This is a genomic window from Paracoccus zhouxuedongae (genome assembly GCF_041927815.1).
In the GTDB taxonomy this organism is placed as follows: domain Bacteria; phylum Pseudomonadota; class Alphaproteobacteria; order Rhodobacterales; family Rhodobacteraceae; genus Paracoccus.
Window position 1 is genome coordinate 41,604 of record NZ_JBHFHM010000014.1, and the last position, 20,692, is coordinate 62,295.

The window sequence follows — 20,692 nt, forward strand, 5'->3', positions numbered from 1 at the left end:
AACCACCACGAACGGATCAACCCATGACCGCAACCCAGTTCCACGGCATCATCCCGCCCGTCGTCACCCCCCTCACCCCCGATGGTCGCGTCGATCACGACGCCTTGGCCGGGGTCGTCGAGCACCTGCTGGCGGGCGGCGTGCATGGCCTGTTCCCGCTGGGATCGACCGGCCAGGTCGCCTATCTGACCGAGGCCGACCGCCGCGCCATCATCGACACCGTGGTGCGCACCACCGCCGGGCGGGTGCCGGTGATCGCCGGGGCCATCGACCTGACCGCCGCCCGCATCCGCGAAGGCGCGCGCGCCCTGATCGACGCGGGCGCCGATGCCATCGTCGCCACCGCGCCCGTTTACACGATCAATGACGAGGCCGAGATCGAGGATCACTTCCGCATCATCGCCGACGGCTTGGGCGTGCCCTTGTTCGCCTATGACATCCCGGTGCGTGTGCATCGCAAGTTGTCGGCGGGAATGCTGGTGCGGCTGGGGCAGGACGGGGTGATCGTCGGGGTCAAGGATTCCTCGGGCGATGACGTGGGCTTCCGCCGCCTGATCGCCGCGAACCGCGCAGCCGGTCAGCCGCTGCGGCTGTTCACCGGGCATGAGGTGGTGGTGGATGCCATGGCGCTGATCGGCGCAGATGGTGCGGTGCCGGGCCTCGCCAATGTCGATCCGGGCGCCTATGTGCGGCTGTGGCAGGCGGCGCAGGCGGGCGACATCACCCGCGCCGTGACGGAACAGGAACATCTGGCCCGTCTGTTCGAAATCGCCTTCCGCCCGCAGGGCCGGTCGGGCGATGCGGCGGGCGTGGGTGCCTTCAAGGTTGCCATGGCCGAACTGGGCATCATCCCCCATGCCACCATGCCCGCGCCGCTGCGCGATCTGGACGCCGCGACGCGCGACCAGATCCGCACCATCCTGCATGAGGTCGGCCTGCTGGCGCGCTGACGAAACCGCCGGGCGCGCGAGCCGCGCCCGGCCTTAGCCCAGATCCGGCATCTCGCCGTTCGGGTGGACGTGGACGTAATAGCCCAGCAGTTCCAGCCGCGCCGCCGCCGCACGGTCCAGCACCACCGTCGCATGACGGTGCATTTGCAGGATCGAGGCCGGGCAAGCCGCGGTGATCGGACCTTCGACCATCGCGGCGACGGCCTCGGCCTTGGCGGCGCCTGTCGCCAGCAACAGGCAATGACGTGCATCCATGATCGTGCCGACGCCCATCGTCAGCGCGTAACGCGGCATATCGCCATCGGGGAAATAGCGCGCATTCGCCTCCAGCGTGTCGCGGGTCAGCGTCTTGATCCGCGTGCGCGAGGTCAGGCTGCTGGTCGGCTCATTGAAGCCGATATGGCCGTTCTGGCCGATCCCCAACAGTTGCAGGTCGATTCCGCCATGGCTGGCAATCGCGGCCTCATAACGGTCGGCCTCGGCCTGCGGGTCGGGGGCATTGCCGATCGGCAGATGCGTGCGGGCCAGGTCGATATCGACATGATCGAACAGTTCCGCCTGCATCGTCGCGCGGTAGCTGTGCGGGTGGTCGGGGGAAAGGCCCAGATACTCATCCAGGTTGAAGGTGGTGGCGCGCGCAAAGCTGACCTGCCCTGCCGCCACCATCGCCCGCAGCGCGCGATAGACCGGCACCATCGTGCCCCCCGTCGCCAGCCCCAGAACAGAGGCCGGACGCGCCGCCAGTTGTTCGGCGATCAGCCCGGCGGTGCGGTCGGCGGCCTGGGCTGCGGTGTCAAGGATCAGAACCTTCATGGCGCCTCGCTTGCATGGATCAATGCGCCGATCAGGCCCGCGTCATGGCCAAGGGCTGCGCGCACCAGATCGGGGCGGAACAGCGGCGGTTCACCCGACAGATGACGGGCCACCCGGTCCAGATAGCCGTCGGCCAGCCCGATGCCTCCGCCGATTGCCACCCGGTCCAGCCCAAGGATCGTGGTCAGATCCGCGATCAGCGCGGCCACGGCGGCGGCGGACCGGTCGATGATCGGCGTGTGGCCGGGGTCGGCAAAGGCCTCGCGGGCGTCGCTGACGCCAGCAGCAGCGGCGATGGCGCGGCCTGCGGCGACGCTTTCCACGGTGCCGATGCGCCCCGACCCGCAGCGTCCGTCCCCCAGCCGCGAGCCGACAAAGCCCACATGCCCGGCCAGCCCGCTGGCGCTGTCGACCAGCCGCCCGCCCAGAACGATGCCACCCCCCACGCCGGTCGAGACCGTCAGGAAGGCGAAGTTGTCGGCGCCCTGCCCGGCGCCAACCCGCGCCTCGGCCAGGGCGGCGGCGGCGGCATCGTTGATGGCGCGGGCGCGCGGGCCAAAGAACAGCGCCAGTTCCGGCCCCAGGGGTGCGGCGGCAATGGCGCGCAGCGTGCCGGTGTTGACCGCGTGCCAGCCGCCCTGCCGATCCACGCGCCCGGCCACCGCGACGCCCAGCGGATCACCCGAGCGAAAGCCAAGATCATCCAGCAGCGCGGCCATGGCAGCCACTTGATCCTGCCAGTCGCCATCGCCATCGGTGGCGATCTGCTGTCGTGCCGCCAAGCGCCCGCCCGTGATGCGCGCAGCCGCGATCTTGCTGCCGCCAAGGTCGACCGCGAACCCGTCCAGCATCAGCCGCGCCCTTTGACGGCGGCGACGAACCAGCCGGTGACATGCTCAAGCCGGGTCAGCGCGCTGCCGACCGTGACCGCATCTGCCCCCGCCTGCATCGCCTGCGCGGCCAGTTCGGGGGTGTTGAACCGCCCCTCGGCCATGACGAAACCGTTCAGCGCGCGGAAGTCGCGGATCAGGCTGAGGTCGGGGCCGTCATCGTCGCGCAGCGTGTCGTCTGTATAGCCCGACAGCGTGGTGCCGATGATCGCCGCACCGGCGGCGAGCGCCCGGCGGCCATCCTCAAGCGTGGCGCAGTCGGCCATCGCCAGCCGCCCCGCCGCCGCAATCGCCGCCAGCACCTGATCGGGCGCATCGGGGCGCGGGCGTGGGGTCGCGTCATAGGCGATGATGTCGGCCCCGGCCTCGGCGAGGGCGACCACATCGCCCACAAGCGCCGTGATCCGCACCGGGCTGTCGGGCAGATCGCGCTTGACCAGTCCGATGATCGGCACGCTGACATGCGGGCGAACGGCGCGCAGATTGGCGACACCCTCGATCCGCAGGCCCGCCGCGCCGCCCGCCACCGCCGCCTGCGCCATCGCCGCGACAATCGCCGGGCTGTCCATCGGCCCGCCATCCACCGGCTGACAGGATGCCACCACCCCACCGCGCAGCCTGTCCAGAAGGGTCATCGGCTTTCCTCTCGGCCCAGATCAAACATAAGACGTCTGACGTTTTGTGGCGCAAGGCTGCGATGCGGTCAAGGGCGCGGGCTGAGGGGCTGGCTTTCTGCCTTGCACCGATCAGGCCGAAGATCGGGCGATGCCGCGCCATCGGCAAGCCCGTCCGGCAAGGCAGCCGAACCTGCGTCGCAATGATGGGTGGACATGGCGTCGGCGGGTGCCACCCGCATCCCCAGGCGGCGCAGCAGGTCATGGTCGCGCCAGGTCGCGGGGTTGGCGGTCGTCAGAAGCTGGTCGCCCACGAAAATCGAATTGGCCCCCGCCAGAAAGCACAGCGCCTGCACCGCGTCACTGATACCGGTGCGGCCCGCCGACAGCCGCACGACAGAGGCGGGCATCAGAATCCGTGCCAAGGCGACGATCCTGACCAGTTCTAGCGGATCGACAGGCTGGGCGGCATCCTCGATCGGCACGCCCTTCACCTCGGTCCACAGGTTTACGGGCACGCTGTCGGGATGCGAAGGAAGCGTGGCCAGCATGACCAGCATGGCGATACGATCCTCGGCGGTCTCGCCCATGCCCAGGATCCCGCCGCAACAAACCTTGATGCCGCCCTTGCGCACGTTCTCCAGCGTCTGAAGCCGATCATCCATGCTGCGGGTGCTGACGATCTGCGGATAATAGCCGGGCGAGGTGTCGACATTGTGGTTGTAGAAATCCAGCCCCGCCGCCTTGAGCCGGGCCACCTGTTCAGGCGACAGCATCCCCAGGGTCATGCAGGTTTCCAGACCCATGTCGGCGACTCCGCGCACCATCTCGCACAGGCTGTCCATATCGCGGTCCTTGGGGCTGCGCCACGCCGCGCCCATGCAGAACCGCTGCGCGCCGGCGGCCTTGGCGCGCGCGGCGGCGGCCAGCACATCCGCCTTGGCCATCAGCCGCGTCGCCTTTACGCGGGTGTCGTGATGCGCGGACTGAGAGCAATAGCCACAATCCTCGGGGCAGCCGCCGGTCTTGATGCTGAGCAGGCTGGCGGTTTCGATCACGGTCGGGTCGAAATGCGCACGATGGGCCAGTTGGGCGCGGTGCATCAGCTGGGGAAAGGGCAGCGCGTGAATGGCACGCGCCTCGTCCAGGGTCCAGTCGGTGCGGATCATGGCCGCGCCGCCCGCAGGCGCGACAGGCCACCGGCAAGCAGCGCCGCCAAGGCCAGTTTGACCAGATCGCCCAGGATGAACGGGGTCAGCCCGGCCGTCAGCAGCGACGACATGGGCACGAAGGCGGCCAGCCACGCCAGGCCAAGCGCATAGACCGGCACCAGGCCGGCCAGCATCGCCAGGAACCGGCCCGGCAGGCCCGCGCCCATCCCACGCGCCTTGACCAGCCAGCCGGTCAGCCCGGCCCCCAGCAGGAAGCCTGCCAGATAGCCGCCGGTTGGCCCGGCCATGTAGGCCAGCCCGATGCCGCGTTCGGGTGATCCCGAAAACACCGGAAGGCCAGCCGCACCCGCCGTCAGATAGGCAGCCATCGCGGCCATCCCCAGGCGCGGCCCAAGGGTCGCGGCCAGCAGGAACACCGCCAGCGTGTGCAGCGTCATCGGCACCGGCCAGAACGGGATCTGCACCTTGGCGCCCAGCGTGATCAGCACAGCGCCAAGCAAGGCGACGGCAAATCCGCGCGCAAGGTATATGGGACGGCCAGTGGCCATGGCGGAAGATGTCATCAGTCTATCCTTTGATCGCTGCACAATATCTATAGCAACAGCCGATCAAAGGGATTCGACAATACCGATTATAGATAATTACCCAGAAATGTTGTAACCCTCTATCGCAGAGGGATTTTTGGCGGACATCTTCCGTCTGCCGATCCAGCCGACGTGGCGGGCCAGGGTGGCACAGGCCAGATCCGTGTCGCCACGGCGCAGGGCGTCAAGGATGGCGCGGTGATCGTGATCGGTCCGCGCCTCCCAGTCGCGGCGCCAGGCGGCAAACAGGAACCGCGCGCTGGCGGCTTGCAGGTCATCAATGGCGCGCAGCAGCCGTGGCATGGCGCAGGGCGCCAGGATCAGATGGTGGAAACGACGGTTTGCCGCCTCCCAGTCGCGGAGGTTGCTTGCACGGTCGCCATGTTGCGTAACCTCCTCGGCTTGCAGCAAAATCGTGCGGCTGATGCGGGGCGCCGCGTGGCGCAGCGCCAGCGATTCCAGGCTGGCGCGCATCTCGGCGACCTCGCGCAGTTCGGCTACGTCGAAATCGGTGACCCGAAAGCCGCGGCGAGGTTCGCTTTCTGCCAGACCCTGCGTTTGCAACGCCAGAAAGGCCTCACGCACGGGGACGTGGCTTGCGCCGAACTCGGCGGCGACATGATCCTGACGCAGGCGCGCGCCGGGGGGAATCTCGCCCATGATGATGCGTTCGGCCAGGATGCGGGCGATGCGGGCGGAAAGGGTTTCAGATGGCGGCTGTTTCATGAACTATAGATAATATCGCACCCGCCACCTGTCGACCGTTTTGTCACGATATTGAATGACGTCGCGCAACCAGGGCTGGCAGGCCGCGCCATTCTGCTGGATGCTACGGCGACACGGCGCGGAGGCGGGACGATGCGGCTATGGATGACGTTGCTGATGGTGGCGCTGCTGACCGGCTGCGCGCCCCGGCCCGGATCGGACGACCTGCATCCTGCCCCGCCGCCCCCCGAAGCGCGCGTGCTGCGCGTCTATGTGGTCAGCACCCGCGCGCCCGACCCGCCGCCGCAGATCGGGTTTGGCACCCAGCCCTCGGCCATGCCGCAATATCGCAGCTATGACATTGCCGTCAGCCACGATGGCCCGCCGCGGGTCACCGCCTGGAAAGACCTGACGAAAGCCGCTTTTCTGGACCAGACGGCCGCCCGAAGCCGGGGCCGCGACGGTGGGCTGGGGGTTTTCGTGCATGGGTTCAACAATACCTTCGCTGAATCGCTGCTGAACTTTGCCACGCTGGCGCGGGATGGCGATCCGGGGATCGTGCCGGTGCTGTTCGCCTGGCCTTCTGCCGGGCATCCGCTGGAATACGAGGCGGACCGCCAGTCGGCGCTGCTGTCGCGTGATGCGCTGGCGGCCCTGCTGGACGACCTGACCGGGCCGGGCCGCCCGCAGCTTCTGGTGTTCGGGCACAGCATGGGCGGCGCGCTGACGCTGGAGGCGCTGCGCACGCTGCGCCTGAAGGGCGACCTTCGGACGCTGAACAACCTCAAGGTCGTGCTGGCCGCGCCGGATGTCGATCTGTTCATGTTCGACCGGCAAATGCGCGTGATCGGGCCGCTGGTCGATCCGATGGTGGTGCTGGTCTCGCCCGATGATCGCGCGCTGGCGCTGTCATCCCGGCTGGGCGGCGGGCGGCCGCGTCTGGGCGCCATCGCAGCCAACAATCCGGGCGTGGCAAGGGCAGCCCAGCGGGCCGGGGTGGTGGTGCTGGACATCAGCGCCCTGCCCGCCGACCCGCTGAACCATCGCCGGTTCGAGGCACTGGCGCGCTATGTGGGCGCCAACCAGACCGACAAGCCGCTGGACCTGCGCACCGCTGGCGCTTTCGTGCTGAACAGCGTTGACCGCAGCCTGCTGCGACCGGCGTTGACCGGGCCTTAGGGCCTAAAGATCCTTGACCAGCCGCAGGGCATCATGGATCGCGGCATGGGTGTTGCGGGCGGCAACCGCGTCGCCGATGCGGAACAGTTGAAAGCTGCCCTGCGGGTTATCCGCCAGCGTCTGCGGCCGCCCCGATGTCAGCGCCGGGTAATCGACCGCGCCAAGGTTCGACGACAGCGGCTTCAGCGCGAAATACAGATCGTCCAGCGGGCGGGTGCCGTGGTTGACGACGACCTGATCCACCACCCGGTCGCGCGTCATCTGCCCGTAATCGCTACCCAGGCGGGCGCGCAACAGGTTGCCGTCGCGCGCCACATCCATCAGCCGCCAGGTCACGGTAAAGGTCACGTCGCGCGCCTGAAGGTTGCGCATATAGGGCACAAGGTTCATCGCCATCACCTCGGGCGCGAAGCTGCGATCGGGGGTCACGATCTCGACCCTGGCACCGCTGGCCGACATGAGGTCGGCCGCCTGCAAGCCCGCGTGATCGCCCGCATCGTCAAAGATCAGCACGTTCTGGCCCGGCTTCACATCGCCCGACAGAATGTCCCAGGCCGACACCACAAGGTCATTGCCCGCCGCCAGCACATCGGTATGCGGCAGCCCGCCGGTGGCGATGATGACGACATCTGGGTCGGTGGCCAGCACATCGTCGGCCTCGGCATAGGTGTTGAAGCGGAAGGTGACACCGCGCTTGTCGCATTGATCCTGCCGCCAGCGGATGATGCTGATCATCTCGGCCCGACGCTTGTCCTGGGCGGTCAGGCGGATCTGGCCGCCGGGCTGGTCGGCGGCCTCGAACACGGTGACGGCATGGCCGCGCTCGGCGGCGACGCGGGCGGCCTCCATCCCGGCGGGACCGGCACCGACGACGGTGATGCGACGGGGCGCGGCAGCCGGTGCGATGACATGCGGCATGGTTTCTTCGCGTCCGGTCGCGGCATTGTGCAGGCAAAAGGCCATGCCGCCCTGATAGATGCGATCCAGGCAATAGTTTGCGCCGACGCAAGGGCGGATGTCATCCTCGCGTCCCTCGATGATCTTGCGGACCAGATGCGGGTCGGCCATGTGGGCGCGGGTCATGCCCACCATGTCCAGCTTGCCCGAGGCGATGGCGTGGCGGGCGGTGGCCACATCGGGGATCTTGGCGGCGTGAAAGGTGGGAAAGCCCGTCGCGGCACGGATCTGGCCCGCAAAGTCAAGGTGGGGGGCGTTGCGCATCCCTTGTATCGGGATCAGGTCGGTCAGGCCGGGGTCTGTGTCGATATGGCCGCGCACCACGTTCAGGAAATCGACCAGGCCGCTGTCTTTCAGTCGCTGGCTGACCTGCATCCCCTCATCCGCGCCCATGCCGCCGGGCTGGACCTGATCACCGGTATAGCGCAGCCCGACAATGAAATCTGGCCCGCAGCGGTCGCGGATGGCGCGCAGCACGTCGAAGGTAAAGCGCAGACGGTTGTCCAGGCTGCCGCCATAGGGCGGCGGCAGGTCGTTGGTCAGCGGCGACCAGAACTGTTCCAGCAGGTGCCCATAGGCCTCAAGCTCGATCCCGTCGACACCGGCGGCCTGCATCCGTTCGGCGGCATCGGCAAAGTCGCGGGTGACGCGGGCGATGTCCCAATCCTCGATCCGCTTGGGAAAGGCGCGGTGCGCGGCCTCGCGTTCGTGGCTGGGTGCAAGGACGGGCAGCCAGTCGCCCTTGTCCCAGCGGGTGCGGCGGCCCAGATGGGTCAACTGGATCATCACCGCCGCGCCATGATCGTGGCATTCATCGACAAGCTGGCGCATCCAGCCCACGACCTCATCACGATAGGCCAGGATATTGTTGAACACCGGCGGGCTATCCGGGGCGACCGATGCCGAACCGGCGGTCATCGTCAGCGCCACCCCGGCGCGCGCCCGTTCGACGTGATAGGCGCGATAGCGGCCCTTGGGCATCCCGTCCTCGGGGTAGGCGGGTTCATGACTGGTAATCATGATCCGGTTGCGCAGCGTCAGGTGCTTCAGCTGAAAGGGTTGCAACAGCGGATCATGGGTCATGGCGCGTCCTGTGGTCTGGCTGCGGCCAGATTGCGACATGGGCGGCGCGCGTCAAGCCGTCATGAAGGCACCAGATTGCGCAGCGCCGCCATGGCGGATCGGTCGCCCTCGATCAGCATCAGCGCAGATTCAGCCAGGGCCACGCGGTCGATGCGGAAATGCCGCGCCAGATCGCCGATCGTGCCGGTCTGGCCGAAATGTTCCACGCCATGCGCGATGGTGCGATGGCCCGCGACCGCGCCCAGCCAGGCCAGGGTGGCGGGATGGCCGTCGATCACGGTGATCAGCGTGCAATGGCGCGGCAGGTCGGCCAGCAGGCGTTCGACATGACTTTGCGCCGCGCCGTTCCCGCGCGCGCGTTCGCGTTGCGCCGCCGTCCAGCCCGCATTCAGCCGGTCGGCCGAGGTCACCGCCAGCACCCCGATATCCCGGCGGTGGCCCGCCAGCAGGCCGGCGGCGGCGATCGCCTCATCCGCGACGGCGCCCTGATAGGCGATCACCACGGCGCAATTCGGGCCGGGCTTGCGCAGCCAATAGGCGCCGTCGATGGCGCCTTGCCGGAACGCATCATCGGCGCGTTTTCCGGGCTGTTCCAGCGGCTTGGTCGTCAGACGCAGATAGACCGATCCGCCGGTCTCATCCCGCAGCCAGGTGCGTTCGTCGGGGTCACCCTCACCATCGCGTTGCAGGTAATCAAAGGCCCATTCCATGATGACCGCCAGTTCATCGGCAAAGGCGGGTTCAAACGCCGCCAGCCCGTCTTGCGCCATGCCGGTCAGCGGCGTGCCGATGGATTGATGCGCGCCACCCTCGGGGGCGAGGGTCACGCCGGACGGGGTGCCGACGATCATGAACCGGGCATCCTGGTAACAGGCGTAGTTCAGCGCATCCAGACCGCGATGCACGAAGGGGTCATAGACGGTGCCGATCGGGATCAGCCGCTTGCCCCACAGGCTATGCGCCAGCCCCGCCGCGCCCAGCAGCAGGAACAGGTTCATCTCGGCGATGCCCAGTTCCAGATGCTGCCCTTCGGGGGCAAAGTTCCACTTCGCAGTGGACGGAATCCGATGTTCGATGAAGGCATCGGCCAGGGCCTCACGCGCGAAAAGCTGGCGACGGTTCACGAAGGCCCCCAGCCCGGTGGTGCCCGTCACATCGGGCGAGGTGGTCAGGATCCGCGCCGCCAGATCGCTGTCGCCACGCGCCAGATCGTCCATGATCTTGCCGAAGGCCGCCTGGGTCGAAATCTCGCGGCTGGTGTCGATGGCGATCGCGGGCACCGGCAGTTGCGCGTCATGGTAACGCCGCGGGCCGCTGGCAAAGAACGGAACCTGGTCCAGAAACGCCTGCAAGGCGGGGCGGTCGGTGACGGTGGCGAACGGCTCCCACTCCTGCCCCTCGGGCACGCCCATATGGGCCTGCCATTCCGCCATCTGGGCCTTGGTCATCAGCCCGCCGTGGTTATCCTTGTGCCCGGCAATCGGCGTGCCCCAACCCTTGATCGTATAGGCCAGAAAGCAGACCGGGCGGTCGTGGTCGATGCCGGCAAAGGTGTCGGCCATGGTCTGCACGCAGTTGCCGCCCAGGTTCTCCATCAGCGCCGCCAGCTCGGCATCGCTGCGCGCCCCGATCAGCGCGCTGACATCGCCCTGATCGCCCAGATCATCCAGCAGCCGCTGCCGCCAGACCGCGCCGCCGCGATAGGTCAGCGCCGCATATTCGGCATTCGGGCAGGCGTCGATCCAGCCGCGCAGCGCATCGCCGCCCGGCTCGGCAAAGGCGGCGCGCTGCAAGGCGCCATATTTGACGCGGACCACATCCCAGCCGAAGGCGTCGAAGATCTTTTCGATGCGCTCGAACAGGCCTTCGCGGACGATGCCGTCCAGCGACTGCCGGTTATAGTCGATGATCCACCAGCAGTTGCGAAGGCCGTTCTTCCAGCCCTCTTGCAGGACTTCGTAGATGTTGCCCTCATCCATCTCGGCGTCACCGACCAGGGCGACCATGCGGCCGGGCGTCACGTCCTGGCCCCAGCTTTTCGCGGTGATGAAATCCTGCACCATCGCCGCAAGCGCTGTGATGCCCACCCCAAGGCCGACCGAGCCGGTCGAGAAATCAACGTCGTCACTGTCCTTGGTGCGGCTGGGATAGCTTTGCGCGCCGCCATAGCCACGAAAGTTCTGCATCTTCTCAAGGCTTTGCTGGCCCATCAGATAGTGCATGGCGTGAAACACCGGCGCCGCATGGGGCTTGACCGCGACCCGATCCTGGGGCCGCAGCGCGCTGAAATACAGCGCCGTCATGATCGACACCATCGAGGCCGAGCTGGCCTGATGCCCGCCGATCTTGATGCCGTCCACCTTGGGTCGCAGGTGATTGGCGTTGTGAATCATCCAGTGCGACAGCCACAGCAGCCGCTGTTCGATGGTTTTCAGATGCTGTGCCGTCATGGCGCCCCCCTTTGGTCGTGATGGGGCCGCGTGCTAGCGGCCCCGGTTCAAGCGCGCGGCTTAGCCGTCCTTATAGAAATAACTGTAGCCGTTCAGCGCCGGTGCGCCGCCCAGATGGGCGTAAAGAACGCGCGAGCCTTCGGGGAAAAAGCCCTTTTTCGTCAGGTCGATCATGCCTTGCATCGACTTCCCTTCATACACCGGGTCGGTCATCATCGCCTCGGTCCGGGCTGCCAGACGGATCGCCTCGTTCGTTTCCTCGGAGGGCACGCCATAGGCGGGATAGGCGTAGTCGTTGTTGATGACGATCTCATACTCGCGCACGGGGCGGCCAAGGCCGACCAGTTCGGCGGTGTTGTCGACGATCTGGCGCACCTGCGCGCGGGTCTGCTCCGGCGTCCCCGAAGCGTCGATGCCGATCACCCGGTCGGCACGATCCTGCGCGGCAAAGCCCACGATCATGCCGCCTTGGGTCGAACCGGTGACCACGCAGACCACGATGTAATCGAACTTGAAGCCCAGTTCGGCCTCTTGCTGGGCGACCTCCTCGGCGAAGCCGACATAGCCAAGCGCGCCGTATTTGTGGACAGATGCCCCCGCCGGAATGGCATAGGGCTTGCCGCCCGCATCCTTGACCGACTGGATCGCATCTTCCCAGCTTTTGCGGATGCCGATGTCGAAGCCATCATCGACCAGCCGCGAATCCGCGCCCATCAGCCGGGTCATCAGGATGTTGCCCACGCGGTCATAGACGGCATCGTAATGCGGCACCCATTTTTCCTGGATGACCACGCATTTCATGCCGATCTTGGCCGCCGTCGCCGCCACCATCCGGGTGTGGTTGGACTGCACGCCGCCAATCGACACCAGCGTATCCGCGCCCGAGGCGATGGCGTCCGGCACGATATATTCCAGCTTTCGCAGCTTGTTGCCGCCCATCGCCAGCCCGGAATTGCAATCGTCGCGCTTGGCATAGATCTGCACCTTGCCGCCCAAAGCCTCGGTCAGGCGGGGCAGGTGTTCGATCGGCGTCGGGCCGAAGGTCAGCGGATAGCGTTCAAACTTTTGAAGAAGCGACATCGATGTCTCCCTGTTGGCGTTGGGATGAAGCCTAGGCGGTTCGGGGCTGAATGTGCTTTCAATCTGTGGGGCAGAAATTGGCTAATTATGCTTTCAATTTGCCATTACTTCCCTGCATTATCCGTTTGAAGGCACTTTGATGAAAGGTTCTTCCATGGCCGATCTGGACCGAATCGACCGCAACATGCTGCGGCATCTGCAACGCGATGGCCGACTTAGCAATGCCGACTTGGCCAAGGCGGTGAATGTCAGCGCCGCGACCTGTCACCGGCGCACGCAGCGGCTGTTCGATGACGGCCATCTGGGCGCGGTGCGCGGTCAGGTGAACCCGCAATCCGTGGGTCTGGGCGCGCTGGTGCTGGTCGGCGTCGTGCTGGACCGATCCACCCCCGACAGCTTTGCCGCCTTCGAGGGCGCGGTGAGTGGCATGAAAGAGGTGCTGGACTGCCATCTGGTCGCGGGCGATTTCGATTACCTGCTGAAAATCCGCGTCCGCGACATGACGGATTTCAACCGGCTACACGGCAAGATGCTGATCTCATTGCCCGGCGTGCGCCAGATCCGCACGTTTTTCGTGATGAAAGAGGTCAAGGAAAACGCGCCGTTGGCGTTTTAGGGGCGTGATGGCGGGGGGGGGGCGGTAGCGCCCCCTGCCCCTTAACGCGGCAAATGCCGCGCCACGAACCGCCATCCCGCAAGGATCATCACCACAAACACCGCTGCGGCGATGGCGAACGGCGCCAGCAGCGCGTCGCTGCGCCCCCAGACAGGTTCGGCCAGTCGAACCGCGACCCCCGACAACACCATGCCGAACGGGACCATCCCCAGGGCGAACAGCCGATACAGCGCGTTCACGCGCCCCAGCAGCGCGCGCGGGACGGCGCGTTGGCGGGTGCTGACCGAAACGGTATTCCAGACGATGCCGAAGAACTCGCTGACGAAAAAGCCCAGGCACAGCAGCCACAGGCTGTCCGCGGTCAGGACAAGCAGCGGAAACACCGGCATCGACAGCAGCCCCCAGCGCAGCGACCAGACCCCGCCCAGCCGTGCCGCGATCCGGTCTGACAGAAGCCCCGCCAGCACCCCGCCCGCCGCGCCGCTGGCATAGATCGCGGCCAGCGCGGGCGCGCCCAGGCCAAGCCGCTCCTGCACCAGCAGGATCAGCGCGATCATCACCATCTCGAACGCGAAATTGGTGAAGCCGGTCAGCAGCGCCAGCCCGCGCAACAAGGGTGAGGCGATCAGGAACCGCCAACCCTCGGCCAGTTCGACGCGCCAGGGGCGGGGGTCGGTGCGGCCCGGCGCGAAATCACCGCGCAGCCGGGCGATGATGCCCGCCGCCAAGGCCAGCGCCAGCGCGTTCACCGCCAACGGCGCGGCGGGGCTGGCGGCCAGCAGCACACCGGCGAGGGCGGGACCGGCGAACTGGTTGGCGATCATCTCGGCCGACCACAGGCGGCCATTGGCGCGTTCCAGCGCGGCGGGCGGCACCAGCGCGGGCAGGATGGTCTGGGCGGCATTGTCGCGCAGCACCTCGGCTGCGCCGACCAGAAGCGCGAACAGGCCGATCAGCGCGAACAGGCCGGGCCGATCCACGCCGCGCAACGGCGGATCGGCAAAGGGCAGCGCCAGCCAGATCGCCAGCGCCGCCCCCGCATAGGCCGCCGTACGCAGCAGATCGGCCAGCAGGATCAGCCGCTGTCGGTCAAGCCGGTCAACGATCAGCCCGGCAGGCACAGAGAACAGGAACCACGGCGCCTTCAGCGCGACCGGCACCAATGCGATCAGCACCGGATCGCGCGTCAGAAGCGAGGCGATCCAGGCCCAGGCGATCAGCGCGATGCCATCGGCCAGATTGGTCAGGCTGGTGGCCAGAATGAACCGGCCCAGCACCCCCATCAGCGGCGCGCAGGCTTGACCTGCCCCAGCTTGGCCGCCGTGATTGCCGCCATGTTCAGAATGTCGTTGACCGTTGATCCGGTCGAACAGATCTGGATCGGCATGGGCGCGCCGGTCAGCACCGGGCCGATCACCGTGGCCCCGGCCATTTCCTGCATCAGCTTGACCGAGATGCTGGCCGAATGCCGCGCGGGCACGACCAGCACGTTCGCCGGGCCGGTCAGGCGGCAGAACGGATAGGCCTTCATCTGCTCGCGGTTCAGCGCGACATCCACCGTCATTTCGCCATCATATTCAAAATCGACGCCGCGGGCGTCCAGCACCTTGCTGGCCTCGGCCATCTTGGTGGCGCGTTCGCTGACCGGATAGCCGAAGGTCGAGAACGACAGGAAAGCCACGCGCGGCTCAAGGCCAAAGCCGCGCGCCACCAGCGCGCCGCGTTCGGCGATGTCGGCCAGGTCGGTCGCCTCGGGCCATTCATGCACCAGCGTGTCGCCCATCAGCACGATCCGGCCCTTGTGCAGCACGGCGGTGATGCCGACCGCGCCATCGGCGGCGGTCACGTCGAACACATGGCCGACCATGCGCAGCACATGCGCGGCCTTGCGCGTGGCGCCCGTCACCAGACCGTCGCCATGGCCGTGGGCCAGCATCAGCGCCGCAAAGATGTGGCGATCGCGGGTCGTCATCTTGTGGGCGTCCTCGACGTCGTAACCCTTGCGCTGCAAGCGGCCATAGAGGAAGTCGCGGTAAGTCTCGACATGCTTGGAATTGCCGGCGTTGACCACCTTGATCTCACGGTAGGCATCGCCCAGACCGGCGCCTTCCAGCTTGGCGCGCACGTCTTCCTCGCGGCCGACGACCAGCGACTGACCCAGGCCGTTGCGCTGATAGGCGACGGCGGCGCGCAGGACGCGCAGGTCGTCGCCCTCGGCAAAGATCATGCGGGCATGGGCGGCCTTGGCGCGGGCATAAAGCCCCTGAAGGATGCTGGCGGTCGGGTCCATCCGGGCCTTCAGCGACTGGGCGTAACCCTCCATGTCGATGATCGGGCGGCGGGCCACGCCGGTATCCATCCCGGCCTGCGCGACGGCGGGCGGGATGACGTGGATCAGGCGCGGATCGAACGGCGTGGGGATGATGTAGTCGCGCCCGAAGGTCAGCTTGCGGCCGTAAGCCATCGCCACCTCATCGGGCACATCCTCGCGCGCCAGTTCGGCCAGGGCGCGGGCGCAGGCGATCTTCATCTCGTCGTTGATGGCGCGGGCGTGGATGTCCAGCGCGCCGCGGAACAGATAGGGGAAGCCCAGGACGTTGTTGACCTGATTGGGATAATCGCTGCGGCCGGTGGCGATGATGGCGTCCTGGCGGACGGCGTGGGCTTCCTCGGGGGTGATTTCGGGGTCGGGGTTGGCCATGGCGAAGATGACCGGGTTATCGGCCATGCTGGCCACCATCTCGGGCGTCACGGCACCCTTGGCGGAAACGCCCAGGAACACGTCGGCGCCCACCATCGCCTCCTCCAGGGTGCGCAGCGGAGTGTCGGCGGCATGGGCGGATTTCCACTGGTTCATGCCCTCGGTGCGGCCCTGCCAGACCACGCCCTTGGTGTCGCACATGATGCAGTTTTCCGACCGCGCGCCCATCGCCTTGATCAACTCAAGGCAGGCGATCCCGGCGGCACCGGCACCGTTCAGCACGATGCGGCAATCCTCGATCTTCTTGCCCGACAGCTCCAGCGCGTTCATCAGACCGGCGGCGCAGATCACCGCGGTGCCGTGCTGATCGTCGTGAAACACCGGAATGTCCATCAGTTCCTTCAGGCGACTTTCGATGATGAAGCATTCGGGCGCCTTGATATCCTCAAGGTTGATGCCGCCAAAGGTCGGCCCCATCAGCTTGACCGCGTTGATGATCTCATCCGGGTCTTCGGTGTCCAGCTCGATGTCGATGGCGTTCACGTCGGCAAAGCGCTTGAACAGCACCGCCTTGCCCTCCATCACCGGCTTGGAGGCCAAGGCCCCCAGATTGCCCAGCCCCAGGATCGCCGTACCGTTCGAGATGACGGCGACCATGTTGCCCTTGACGGTATAGTCATAGGCAGTTTCGGGGTTCGCCGCGATGGCATTGACCGGCACCGCCACGCCGGGGCTGTAGGCCAGCGACAGGTCGCGCTGCGTGACCATCGGGGTCGAAGGCGTGACGTCGAACTTACCCGGCCGCGGCTCAAGGTGGTAGGCAAGGGCTTCTTCGTCGGTGATGCGGTTGCGGGTGGACATGTCAGACCTTGCGTTTGGGGATATGCGGTTCCAGCACAGGTATCTGACGTTTCATGAACTCGTCAAATAGTGGAACGGTAAAGGCGGTTTCGCCGTGGCGTTGCGACCAGATCATGCCGATGGAAATCAGCTGGGCGCGGGTGGCGGCAAGCTGGCTGGGTTCGCAGCCCAGGGCGGCGGCGATTTCACCGGTCTTGTGCGATCCGGGGCCAAGTTCGGCCATCGCGCGCAGGTATTTCTGCTGCACCGGCTTGCAGCGATCAAAGCGGACGCGAAAGAAATTGGCGTCCAGATGGGCGATCACGGCATCTTCGGCACCCACCACATCGTCGCGGGTGATCGGGCTGGCGGTGGCGTGGTTCCACAGGAACGACCCCCATTCCTGAATGAAATAGGGGTAATTCTGGGTGCGGGTCATGATCTGGGCCTGCGCATCCGCCGTCACCTCGACCCCCTCGGCCTGGGCCGGGGCGCTGATCGCGCGGCGGGCGGCGTCTTCGGGCAGCGGCCCGACCTGCGGAAAGTGAAACAGCCGCTCGGCATAGGATTTGGCATCCCCCGCCAGCGCTGCGATCTGCGGCAGGCCCGCGCCGAACAGGATGAAAGGCAGTTGCCGCTGCGCGACCTCATGGCAGGTGACGGCCAGCGCGCCCAGTTCCTGCGCGGACAGATACTGGATCTCATCGACGAAAAACGCGATCGGACGCCCGGCCTGACCGGCGGCCTCGGTGATGGCGCGCATCAGTTCGGAAAAGTCACGCTCAAGCACGCCGGAATCGGCCACGCTGTCGGCGGGCGAGGCGCCGAAGTCGATCCCCTCATAGCTGACCTTGAACATCGCGGCAAAGTTGCGCATCGCGGCCCCGGCGATGCGCAGCTTGTCGCGGATATTCTCGGTTGAGCTGAGCCGGATCAGGATACGCTTGAGGTCGGGAAAGGCGCGCTGCGCCAGCTCGCCACCCTCGGGGGCCTCGATCTTGACGGTCAGAAAGCCCTTGTCCTCGGCCAGGGTGTAGATCTTGTTCAGCAACACCGTCTTGCCGACGCCGCGCAGGCCCAGCAGGATCATGGGCCGACCCGGCCGCCCCGCCGCAATGCGATCCAGCGCGATGTCGGCATCCTCGATGATCCGTTCGCGCCCCGCCAGCTCAAGCGGCGGCGTGCCGGCACCGGGGGTATAGGGGTTCTTGCGCGGGTCCATGACCACAGGTTTATAATATTTAGTGGCAGGTCAACTAATTTCTCTAATATAGTCCGCGCATGGATACCGACCACAAGACCAGCCCCGCGACGCCGATGATGGCGCAATATCTGGACATCAAGGCCGCCAATCCGGGCGCGCTGCTGTTCTATCGCATGGGCGATTTCTATGAAATGTTCTTTGATGACGCCGTGGCGGCGGCGGCGGCGCTGGACATTGCGCTGACCAAGCGCGGCACCCATGCGGGTGAGCCGATCCCGATGTGCGGCGTGCCCGTTCATGCTGCCGAGGGTTACCTTCTGGCGCTGATCCGCAAGGGCTTTCGCGTCGCCATCGCCGAACAGATGGAAGACCCGGCCGAGGCGAAAAAGCGCGGGTCGAAATCGGTGGTCGCGCGCGATGTGGTGCGGCTGGTCACGCCCGGCACCCTGACCGAGGACAGCCTGCTTGAGGCGCGACGCGCCAATTACCTGGCTGCCTTTGCCGAGGTGCGCGAGGATTGTGCCCTGGCCTGGGCAGATATTTCCACGGGTGAGTTCCGCGTGATGCCCTGCCCGCCCGCGCGGCTGGCCCCCGAACTGGCCCGCCTTGCCCCGCGCGAATTGCTGGTGGGCGAGGCAGCCGAAGCGGGCCTGCGCGATCTGGCCGCTGACGCCGGGGTCGCGCTGACGCCGCTGTCGCGCGGATCGTTCGACAGCCAGTCGGCGGACAAAAGGCTGTGCGATCTGTTCGGGGTCGCCACGCTTGAGGCATTCGGCAGCTTTGGCCGCGCCGAACTGTCAGCCATGGGCGCGATCGCCGACTATCTGGCGCTGACCCAGCGGGGCAAGCTGCCGCTGCTGCGCCCGCCCGCGCGTGAAAGCCTGTCGGGCGCGATGCAGATCGACGCGGCCACGCGCCGCAACCTGGAACTGACCCAGGCGCTGTCGGGGGGGCGCGAAGGCTCGCTGCTGGCCGCCATCGACCGGACCGTGACGGCGGGCGGCGCGCGGCTGCTGGAACGGCGGCTATCGGCGCCGTCGCGCGATCTGGCGGTGATCCACGCCCGGCACGATGCGGTGGAACGGCTGGCCGATAACGCCCGCCTGGCCGAGGATCTGCGCGATCACCTGCGGCGCGCCCCCGACATCGACCGGGCCTTGGCGCGGCTGGCGCTGGATCGCGGCGGGCCACGCGATCTGGCTGCGATCCGGGCGGGGTTGGATCAGGCGGGCCGCATCGCCGCGCTGATCCCGGCGGACGCGCCCGCGGTGCTGCGTGATGCCGCCCGCGACCTGACCGGCCATGACGACCTGACCGCCCTTCTGGATGCCGCGCTGGTGGCCGAACCGCCGCTGCTGACCCGCGACGGCGGTTTCGTCGCGCCCGGCTATGACGGCGACCTGGACGAAACGCGCGCGCTGCGTGATCAGGGGCGCGGCGTGATCGGGCGGATGCAGGGCGATTACATCGCGGAAACCGGCGTCCAAAGCCTGAAGATCAAGCATAACAACGTGCTGGGCTATTTCATCGAAACCACCACCACCCATGCCGAGAAGATGCTGGCCCCGCCGCTGAACGCGCGCTTTATCCACCGCCAGACGACCGCGAACCAGATCCGGTTTACCACGACCGAACTGGCCGAACTGGAAACGAAAATCCTGAACGCCGGCAACCGCGCGCTTGAGATCGAAAAGGCGATCTTCGACCGGCTGCGGGCGGCGGTGATGGCGGCATCGGCGACCGTCTCGCAGGCCGCCCGTGCGCTGGCCGAGATCGACCTGACCACCGCCTTCGCCGATCTGGCACAGGGCGAGGGCTGGTCCCGCCCGCAGATCGACGACAGCCGCGCCTTTGCGGTGACCGGCGGGCGCCACCCGGTCGTGGAACGCGCGCTGAAGCGGCAAGGCGCGCCGTTTGTCGCCAATGACTGCGGGCTGACCACCGGCACCACCCCTGCGATCTGGCTGCTGACCGGGCCGAACATGGCGGGGAAATCGACCTTCCTGCGGCAGAACGCGCTGATCGCGCTGCTGGCGCAGGCGGGGTCGTTCGTGCCCGCGACCAGCGCCCATCTGGGCCTGGTCAGCCAATTGTTCAGCCGCGTCGGCGCGGCGGATGACCTGTCGCGGGGCCGGTCGACCTTCATGGTGGAAATGGTCGAAACCGCCGCCATCCTGAATCAGGCTGACGACCGCGCGCTGGTGATCCTGGACGAGATCGGCCGCGGCACGGCGACCTATGACGGGCTGTCGATCGCCTGGGCGGTACTGGAACATCTGCACGCCACCAACCGCTGCCGCGCCCTGTTCGCCACCCATTACCACGAAATGACCGCGCTGGCCGCGAAACTGGACGGCGTGGAAAACGCCACCGTCACCGTGCGCGAATGGGAAGGCGAGGTGATCTTCCTGCACGAGGTCAAGCGCGGCGCAGCCGACCGGTCCTATGGCGTGCAGGTCGCGCGGCTGGCCGGCCTGCCCGAGGCGGTGATCGACCGCGCCCGCACCGTGCTGGAGGCGCTGGAAAAGGGCGAACGCGAGGGCGGGCAGAAACAGGCGGTGATCGACGACCTGCCGCTGTTCCGCGCCGCCCCGCCGATGGCCGCCAAACCCGCGCCGAAAGGCCCGTCCCGCGTGGAACAGGCGCTGCGCGACCTGCACCCGGATGAGATGACCCCGCGTCAGGCGCTCGCCGCGCTTTATGAGCTGCGCGCCCAACTGCCCGAGTGATCTTCTCCTGTTAGAAATACTCCGGGGGTCCGGGGGCAGCGCCCCCGGCGCCCGCCATCAGGACCGCGGCATGGACGACACGCCGACTTGCGCGGCGCGCAACAGGCGGTCGTGGATCATGAAGC

General features: G+C 67.1%; 15 protein-coding genes and 1 pseudogene. 4 read left to right on the forward strand and 12 right to left on the reverse strand.

Going from position 1 to position 20,692, the window contains the following annotated elements:
* Positions 1 to 23 precede the first annotated feature (23 nt).
* Complete coding sequence (locus ACEYYA_RS13685; protein WP_374801475.1) at positions 24 to 950, forward strand: dihydrodipicolinate synthase family protein; 927 nt, start codon at positions 24 to 26, stop codon at positions 948 to 950.
* Between the two features lie 33 nt (positions 951 to 983).
* Here ACEYYA_RS13685 and nagB read toward each other — a convergent pair whose 3' ends face one another.
* The 6 genes and pseudogenes from nagB to ACEYYA_RS13715 form a co-directional block, all read right to left on the reverse strand.
* Positions 984 to 1,763 (reverse strand): glucosamine-6-phosphate deaminase, encoded by a 780-nt coding sequence (gene nagB / locus ACEYYA_RS13690; RefSeq protein ID WP_374801476.1) that lies wholly within the window; start codon positions 1,761 to 1,763, stop codon positions 984 to 986.
* Positions 1,760 to 2,614 (reverse strand): ROK family protein, encoded by an 855-nt coding sequence (locus tag ACEYYA_RS13695; protein ID WP_374801477.1) that lies wholly within the window; start codon positions 2,612 to 2,614, stop codon positions 1,760 to 1,762. Before ACEYYA_RS13695 ends, nagB begins: the two co-directional genes overlap by 4 nt.
* Positions 2,614 to 3,288, reverse strand: a complete 675-nt coding sequence (locus tag ACEYYA_RS13700) for an N-acetylmannosamine-6-phosphate 2-epimerase (protein ID WP_374801478.1) — start codon at positions 3,286 to 3,288, stop codon at positions 2,614 to 2,616. The genes ACEYYA_RS13695 and ACEYYA_RS13700 overlap by 1 nt, the downstream gene beginning before the upstream one ends.
* 197 nt (positions 3,289 to 3,485) lie before the next feature.
* Positions 3,486 to 4,436: pseudogene (gene bioB, locus ACEYYA_RS13705) on the reverse strand (biotin synthase BioB); the annotation flags it as partial.
* Entirely contained in the window at positions 4,433 to 5,002 is a 570-nt protein-coding gene (locus tag ACEYYA_RS13710; protein ID WP_374801479.1) for a biotin transporter BioY, read from the reverse strand. The pseudogene bioB and the gene ACEYYA_RS13710, both read right to left, overlap by 4 nt.
* Before the next feature lie 78 nt (positions 5,003 to 5,080).
* Positions 5,081 to 5,749: a GntR family transcriptional regulator gene (locus tag ACEYYA_RS13715; protein WP_374801480.1), complete on the reverse strand. Its 669-nt coding sequence runs from the start codon at positions 5,747 to 5,749 to the stop codon at positions 5,081 to 5,083.
* A 144-nt stretch (positions 5,750 to 5,893) separates the two neighbouring features.
* Here ACEYYA_RS13715 and ACEYYA_RS13720 point away from each other — a divergent pair, with 144 nt between their 5' ends.
* Positions 5,894 to 6,907 carry an alpha/beta hydrolase gene (locus ACEYYA_RS13720; protein WP_374801481.1) on the forward strand — a complete coding sequence of 338 codons (1,014 nt, stop codon included), beginning with the start codon at positions 5,894 to 5,896 and terminating at the stop codon, positions 6,905 to 6,907.
* 3 nt (positions 6,908 to 6,910) lie between these two features.
* On the opposite strand, the gene hpbA is transcribed toward ACEYYA_RS13720, so the two are convergent.
* Genes hpbA through ACEYYA_RS13735 form a run of 3 tightly spaced genes read right to left on the reverse strand, consistent with a single transcriptional unit; the run spans position 6,911 to position 12,477 of the window.
* On the reverse strand, positions 6,911 to 8,947 hold the full coding sequence (gene hpbA, locus ACEYYA_RS13725; RefSeq protein ID WP_374801482.1) for an N-methyl-L-proline N-demethylase HpbA: 2,037 nt from the start codon (positions 8,945 to 8,947) through the stop codon (positions 6,911 to 6,913).
* Positions 8,948 to 9,006: 59 nt separating this feature from the next.
* Positions 9,007 to 11,397 carry a transketolase gene (locus ACEYYA_RS13730; protein WP_374801483.1) on the reverse strand — a complete coding sequence of 797 codons (2,391 nt, stop codon included), beginning with the start codon at positions 11,395 to 11,397 and terminating at the stop codon, positions 9,007 to 9,009.
* Positions 11,398 to 11,457: 60 nt separating this feature from the next.
* Complete coding sequence (locus ACEYYA_RS13735; RefSeq protein ID WP_374801484.1) at positions 11,458 to 12,477, reverse strand: 1-aminocyclopropane-1-carboxylate deaminase; 1,020 nt, start codon at positions 12,475 to 12,477, stop codon at positions 11,458 to 11,460.
* Between the two features lie 139 nt (positions 12,478 to 12,616).
* On the opposite strand from ACEYYA_RS13735, the gene ACEYYA_RS13740 reads away from it, so the two are divergent.
* Positions 12,617 to 13,093, forward strand: a complete 477-nt coding sequence (locus ACEYYA_RS13740; RefSeq protein WP_374801485.1) for an Lrp/AsnC ligand binding domain-containing protein — start codon at positions 12,617 to 12,619, stop codon at positions 13,091 to 13,093.
* Positions 13,094 to 13,134: 41 nt separating this feature from the next.
* Here the strand turns inward: ACEYYA_RS13740 and ACEYYA_RS13745 are convergent, their stop codons facing one another.
* The 3 genes from ACEYYA_RS13745 to ACEYYA_RS13755 are packed head-to-tail and all read right to left on the reverse strand — an operon-like array spanning position 13,135 to position 17,856.
* Positions 13,135 to 14,376, reverse strand: coding sequence for an MFS transporter (locus ACEYYA_RS13745; RefSeq protein ID WP_374801486.1), 1,242 nt, complete (start codon positions 14,374 to 14,376; stop codon positions 13,135 to 13,137).
* Complete coding sequence (locus ACEYYA_RS13750) at positions 14,376 to 16,655, reverse strand: NADP-dependent malic enzyme (RefSeq protein ID WP_374801487.1); 2,280 nt, start codon at positions 16,653 to 16,655, stop codon at positions 14,376 to 14,378. The genes ACEYYA_RS13745 and ACEYYA_RS13750 overlap by 1 nt, the downstream gene beginning before the upstream one ends.
* Before the next feature lies 1 nt (position 16,656).
* A complete protein-coding gene (locus tag ACEYYA_RS13755) occupies positions 16,657 to 17,856 on the reverse strand; it encodes an AAA family ATPase (RefSeq protein ID WP_374801488.1) in 1,200 nt (399 codons plus the stop codon).
* Between the two features lie 59 nt (positions 17,857 to 17,915).
* On the opposite strand from ACEYYA_RS13755, the gene mutS reads away from it, so the two are divergent.
* Positions 17,916 to 20,567 (forward strand): DNA mismatch repair protein MutS, encoded by a 2,652-nt coding sequence (gene mutS / locus ACEYYA_RS13760; protein ID WP_374801489.1) that lies wholly within the window; start codon positions 17,916 to 17,918, stop codon positions 20,565 to 20,567.
* Positions 20,568 to 20,692 lie beyond the last annotated feature (125 nt).